The 6,161-nt window shown below is 50.3% G+C and carries 7 protein-coding genes; 1 reads left to right on the top strand and 6 read right to left on the bottom strand.

The annotated features are described in order from the left end of the window. Positions 1–334: DUF4145 domain-containing protein (locus Q7V48_02785; GenBank protein MDO9209663.1), on the top strand; the 334-nt coding region annotated here is incomplete at its 5' end. A gap of 442 nt (positions 335–776) precedes the next feature. On the opposite strand, the gene Q7V48_02790 is transcribed toward Q7V48_02785, so the two are convergent. From Q7V48_02790 to Q7V48_02815, 6 genes are all read right to left on the bottom strand, one after another. Further along, on the bottom strand, positions 777–974 hold the full coding sequence (locus tag Q7V48_02790) for a hypothetical protein (protein ID MDO9209664.1): 198 nt from the start codon (positions 972–974) through the stop codon (positions 777–779). After that, entirely contained in the window at positions 964–1,467 is a 504-nt protein-coding gene (locus Q7V48_02795) for a hypothetical protein (protein ID MDO9209665.1), read from the bottom strand. The genes Q7V48_02790 and Q7V48_02795 overlap by 11 nt, the downstream gene beginning before the upstream one ends. Positions 1,468–1,544: 77 nt before the next feature. After that, entirely contained in the window at positions 1,545–2,639 is a 1,095-nt protein-coding gene (locus Q7V48_02800; GenBank protein ID MDO9209666.1) for a glycoside hydrolase family 3 N-terminal domain-containing protein, read from the bottom strand. After that, a complete protein-coding gene (locus Q7V48_02805) occupies positions 2,636–3,850 on the bottom strand; it encodes an MFS transporter (GenBank protein MDO9209667.1) in 1,215 nt (404 codons plus the stop codon). The genes Q7V48_02800 and Q7V48_02805 overlap by 4 nt, the downstream gene beginning before the upstream one ends. Positions 3,851–3,853: 3 nt before the next feature. Then, complete coding sequence (locus Q7V48_02810) at positions 3,854–5,359, bottom strand: long-chain fatty acid--CoA ligase (protein ID MDO9209668.1); 1,506 nt, start codon at positions 5,357–5,359, stop codon at positions 3,854–3,856. Between the two features lie 75 nt (positions 5,360–5,434). Then, the coding region (locus Q7V48_02815) for a tripartite tricarboxylate transporter permease (GenBank protein ID MDO9209669.1) at positions 5,435–6,161 on the bottom strand (727 nt) is incomplete at its 5' end.

Genomic DNA, 6,161 nt, shown 5'->3' on the forward strand with positions numbered 1-6,161 from the left:
ATCCTTCGCCTTGGCATGGCAGGACTTCTCTTCCGCTGGGAATAAAGTCAGAGTCGCTATAGAAGATCTGATAGAAGAACTTAGTCCTGGCCTGAATGGAAAGCTTCACAACAAGCTTGAAGCGTTCAAGAAAGTAAATCCGGAAGTCGCCGACATGCTTATGGCTGTCAAGTGGATTGGGAATGCTGGAAGTCATACTTCTGATCTGAAAGAATGTGACCTGGCTGTGGCATATCAGGTTATGGAGGAGGTGCTTAGGAAACTGTATGGTAGAGATCAGCTCCTTAAGGCCATTGTCGGCAAGATAAACTTAGACAAGAAGCCCATCAGATAAAAGGGAGCACTTAACCAGAGCCTGCAGCGGATTGCCGAAAAGCTGCGCTTTTCGGTGCTCTCCCTTCGGTCGGCAACCGCTGACGCTTGGCGTTAACGCTTTCAATCGATAATATTCACCTCTTCTCCATGGTCCCCCGCATTGATTTGTAGGTGAAAGCGATTAGTCAAAACCCTGTCTGCTTAATAAAATTCTGGCTTCCACACATAATAATAAGGACAGCCTAAATCAATTCATTTTGGAGGAAATTTTATTTTGCAAAATTCGGGGGATGCCATACTCATTTATTGATTCCGCTTTGTAATGGGCGTGGCAAAATCCGCTTTTGTTGTCCTCCCCTCGGGTCAGATCTCGCCAAATTCACCTTATGGGGCACATGAACCACCGTAAAAAAGGGCCGAGAAATGCTCCTTCTCATGGCCCGTTCCAGAATTTTCCTACTTTAAATCTCTCCTTGTCGCAACTTCTCTCTAATCTTTTTTGCTTTCGCCGGCATGGCCTTATGAAAGAATTCCATCTGGGCCTCAAGCCATTGAAGCTTCAGAATCACCGGTTTTTTACGGTAGACCTCAATATCCTCTTTGGTCTTATAATATAAAAGAGGTCTCTTTTGGCTTGGCACCTCTTTTCTATTTTTCATCTCTCCACTCACCTATGATTTTTTTAAGATAGAAGATATCCGCTTGATCTTGCGGACGATTGGATTTCTCTTTCATCCGGATCAATTCTTTTATCGGAACAACGGAGATCTCCGTATCCTCAAAATTTATTATTTTACGTTCCCTGTAAACCTTATCGAAGTCAAAGGGGATTTCAACAAAAATATCCAGGAGAAAAAATGGATTTTGGGCATCATAAAGGCTGAAAACCACCATGCCTTTCTCATTTATCCATTCTTTTCTTTTTTCGGCGTCGACAAAATCGTCAAGCTTTACCGGCATTTTGGGTTTTAAGCCCAGGTCTTTCGCAGTTCCAACAAACCTTCGCAGGTTTTCTTTGTCGAGTTTCAAAATCATGTCGAGATCGGCTGTCGACCTTTCAATTCCATAAAGATTTACGGCAATCCCCCCCGCAACCATATATCTTATTTTTTCTCGATTGAAGGTGGAAAACAATCTCTTAAAAAGTTTCATGGCTTCTCTAATTTTCTTCTCGTGAAAATATATAAGCTATTATAATAGCTATTGTAGCACCGTCAAGGCTAAAGCCTTTAAGAAATTCGTTTCTTCAATTCCATGATCCGGGCGTGGGAAGTTTCGATCATAGATTTGGAGATGCGTCTCTTCTCGACCCCTTTGATCAGGGCTTCGAACATGCGCAGGAAAAGATCCGGGTCATTCCCTTCCGGGCTGTTATTGGAAGCCAAAAGGATGTCCACACCCGCCTCGACAGCCAGGAGACACGCCTCTTCCAGGCTGAACCGCTTGACAATCGCGCCCATTTGCAGGTCGTCGGAAATGACTACGCCCTGGTAGCCTATCTTTTCCCTCAGAAGGATTCGTAAAATTTTCGGCGATAGGGTTATGGGGAATTTTTTATCCCATCCGCAGTGGTGAATATGCGAAGTCATTACCGTGTCGGCTAATCCCTCCTCGATTAACCAGGAGAAGGGGTGGATTTCCTGGGGCTGGTAAAGGGACGTTACATCGGCTACCTCGAAATGAGTGTCCTTACCCGCGCTTCCTTTTCCTGGAAAATGTTTCAGGCAGGTAAGGATACTCTGTTGCCGGTGGGCGAGAATGAAGGCTTTGGCATGCCGATAAACCAGCTTCGGGTCAGATCCGAAGGAACGGCCGTTGCGGGAAATCAGGCCTTCGGGGTTGAGGTCCAGGTCCACAACCGGGGCCAGGTTGAGGTGGATCCCACTGCGCTGGAGATCCTTAGCCATTGCTTCTGCGGCCAGGGTAGTCACTGCAGGATCATCCTTCTCTCCGAGGGATCGGGGACTCGGGGTCTCTGGAAATCCAGCAGCGGGTCCAAGCCGGCTCACGATCCCCCCTTCCTGGTCGACCGATATGAGAAGGGGAACGCGGGAATATTTTTGCAACCCGGACGTAAGGGCTTTGAGCTGATCGGGAGAGATGATATTTTTCGGGCAGATCCGGGCCGCCTCATTCCGGGTCAGATCGGCCTTCTTCTTCTGCTCATTGAGGTAACCTTTTAGGTCGATGTTGTAAAGAATCACGCCGCCGAGAGAATAATTTTTTATAGCATGGACAATGGGGCATTCTTCTGCCAGCTCGGCCTCTGGGAACCCCACCATGATCATCTGAGCGATCTTTTCCTTCAATTCCTTGGAAGTCATATTTCCTCCTTGGACACCCAGGCCAGAGTAGGTTTCAAGAACGGGATCAGCAGCAGGGGCGCCAGGCCGAGCAGGAAGGTAGCAAGGAAAAAGACCGGATAACCCAGAAAAGAGGCGGAATAGCCGCTGGCGACTCCTGCCAGAGAACGGCCGAGGCCGAAAAGGGTGCTGAGAAAAGCATAGTGGGTAGCACTAAATCTCTTGTCGCAGAGTTTCATCAGGAAGCTTAAGAAAGCGGAAGTGGCCAGGCCGATGGCCAAGCTTTCCAGCAGGGCCGCAAAGTAAATAGAGAATGCTGGGGCGAAGGGAAGAGAAGCCAGCGTATAGCCCAGGCTGGCGCTCGCTTGAATCGTGCCTAAAATCCAGAGTGACTTTACAATTCCCCAGCGGGCCGTCAAAGATCCCCCCGTAATGGCCCCGACAATACTGGCCAGGATTCCCAGGGTGCCTACGACAAAGCCGATCTGTCCGGGAGTAAACCCCCGGTCGATCCAGAAGGGGTTGGACATAGCCACTAACATGGCTTCACCTACTTTAAAAGAAAGGATGAAAATAACGGCCGCCAAGAAGTTCTGCCGTTGGAAAAGGATGCGGATGGGTCCCACCCATTGCTGCCAGAGAGATGGCCGGTGGGAAACGGCTGGTCTTTTCCTGCGGAAGGCTGGGAAACTGAAGACGACCATAGCCAGAATAGCCATAATCATTGCCGCGGCGATAAAGGTGAAGGACCATCCAAAGGAATCGCTCAGCATCACCAGGAGGCCACCGGCGGCGATCAGAGCTACCCGGTAAGATGCGGAACGGACCCCGTTCGCCGGGCCTAACTCTTTTTCGTCCAGGATGTCTATCGTGTAGGCATCGGCAGCAATATCCTGGGTGGCCGAAGCCAAGCAAATTCCAGAGAGCATCAGCCAGAACAAGGCCTTATCGGAGACCGGGTCGAGAATGGCCAAAATCGCACTGAAAAGAGCAATGGAAAGTTGACTCGGGAAAATCCAGAAATAGCGTTGGCCAAAACGATCCACCAGAGGAGCCCAGAGAAGCTTTAAAGACCAGGCCAAACCTAAGAGACTGAGCAGCCCGATTTCCTCCAGGGAGATTTTTTTTACCCGAAAATATACCGAGAGAGCATTGTTGATCAGGCCGAAAGGAAGGCCCTCGGAAAAATAGAGGAGCGCCACCACGGCCATTTTGGTGCGGGTGGAAAGCAATCTTTAACCTTTATTTTTTAGTTCTTGAGTTAAAATTTTTCCAGTGGAGGATTTAGGAAGCTCGGAACAAATCTCCACCTGGCGGGGAACCTTGTAGGGAGCCAGATTGGCCCTACAGAAATCGATAATTTCCCCCTCGGAGGTTTGCTGCCCGGGCTTAAGAGTGATGAAGGCCTTGGGGATTTCCCCCTTCACTTCATCCGGAATGCCGACAACTGCCGCTTCGTACACCGCCGGGTGGGTGTAGAGTACTTCCTCGATCTCCCGGGGATAGACATTATAACCGCCGGTGATAATCAAATCCTTTTTCCGACCGACGATGTAAAAATATCCATCTTCATCCTGTTGCGCTAAATCCCCTGTATAGACCCATCCTTCCCGGATAGATTCCCGGGTTAGCTCCGGAAGTTTCCAGTACCCTTTGGCGGCATTGGCACCTTTGAAGAGCAATTCGCCAACCTCTCCGGGGACGACTTCCTTCCCATCCTTGTCAATCAAGCGGGTCTGGACATTGGGGACGGAAAGGCCGATGGAGCCGGCTTTTCTCACCCCATGCACGGGGTTGGCCGTAACGAGGCCGGTGGACTCGGTAAGGCCGTAAACTTCCAAGATTTCAGCATGAAAGCGCCTCTCCCAGTTTTTTAGCAGTTCGACCGAGAGGGAAGACCCACCGGAGAGACCCATCCGGATGGAAGAGGTTTTGTAGATTCCTTTCTCCCAGGCGTGATAGATGTAATTGAACATCGTAGGTACTCCCGGAAACCAGGTTATGCCGTAATTGGCGAAGGCCTGGAGAGCGGCTTCGGCCTGGAAGCGCTCCAGGATGACCACGGTCCCGCCAGAACTCAGACTCCCGAATACAGGACTCGCCACAGCAAAAACGTGGACGAGGGGGAGAACCGCCATAGTGATGTCTTCTTCCTTAAGACCATAAGCCCTGGCGATGTTCGGGCCGGAGAAGGTGAAATTCCCATGGGTAAGTATAACACCCTTAGGTTGTCCCAGAGTTCCGGAGGTGTAAAAGATAATGGCGGTGTCTTCGCAATTGAGGTCCACGGGTTGGAGAGACCTGGCCGCAGGAACCAAACCCTCCACGGTCTTGAAGATTGACGAATCCGCTCCTTGGCGGAAAATAGCCTTTTCTAGGATTGGGACCTGGGGTCGAATCCCTTCAATTGTTTTTTGGAATTGAACTGTGGACAGTAAGACCTTGGCTTCCGAGTTGTTCAGAAGGAAGGCAATTTCTCGGGGGGTATAGAGCGGGTTGATAGGAATGACCGTTCCTCCAACCTTGATAATGGAAAAATAACAGAGCAACGTATCCATACTGTTGGGCAAGAGCACGGCTGTATGATCCCCTTTTTTCATTCCCAGAGACTGAAGGGCAGCAGCCATGCGGTCGGTGATTAGGTCAAATTCCCCATAAGTGAGGGCAATGGGCCCTTCCCGCAGAAAAATTTTATTGTAAAATTCTTTAGCCCGCTCTTTGATGAATTGGGTGAGGTTCATCGAACAATCCCCTTGATAGTCAATCTTCAGCTGGCCATCCCGCGAAACGGGGGGTTCTATAGAAAATTTTTTCCTTCAATCTTCGCCTTCTCGCTGGGGCAGTCCAGCTCGCTTCTTCCCCAGCCGAGGAAGGAGGGGAAAGACCAAAAGAAAAAAGGAGATCAGCATCAAGACCGCTGAGATGGGGCGGGTGAAGAAGATCATGGGGTCTCCCGCCGAGAGGAGCAAAGAACGACGAAGGGCCGTCTCCATCATGGGCCCCAAGACGAGGGCTAAAACCAAAGGAGCCCCTTCATATTCGAATTTTTTGAACAGGTAACCGATGAGCCCAAAAATGACCATGATCAAGACTTCGGTGATGCTGTTGTTCAGGCTGTAGGCTCCGATCAGGCAAAAAAGGAGGATTAAGGGGAAGAGGATGGGGTAGGGAACTTTGAGAATTTTTATCCAGAGCCCGATCAGAGGAAGGTTGAGGACTAAGAGCATGACGTTTCCTAAGTACATACTTGTCACCGCCCCCCAGAAAAGGTCTGGATGCTCCTTGACCAGCATGGGGCCGGGCTGCATCCCATGGATCATCATCGCTCCTAAGAGGATGGCCATGACGGCGTTCGCCGGGATGCCGAGAGTGAGCAGGGGAATGAAGGCCCCTCCCGTAGCCGCGTTGTTTGCCGACTCCGGGCCGGCCACACCCTCGATCATTCCGCTGCCGAATTTCTCCGGGTGTTTGGAAACCTTCTTTTCTACCGCATAGGAAACAAAAGAAGAAATAACCGCCCCTCCTCCGGGAAGGACCCCCAGG

It is taken from the genome of Deltaproteobacteria bacterium (assembly GCA_030654105.1).
In the GTDB taxonomy this organism is placed as follows: domain Bacteria; phylum Desulfobacterota; class SM23-61; order SM23-61; family SM23-61; genus JAHJQK01.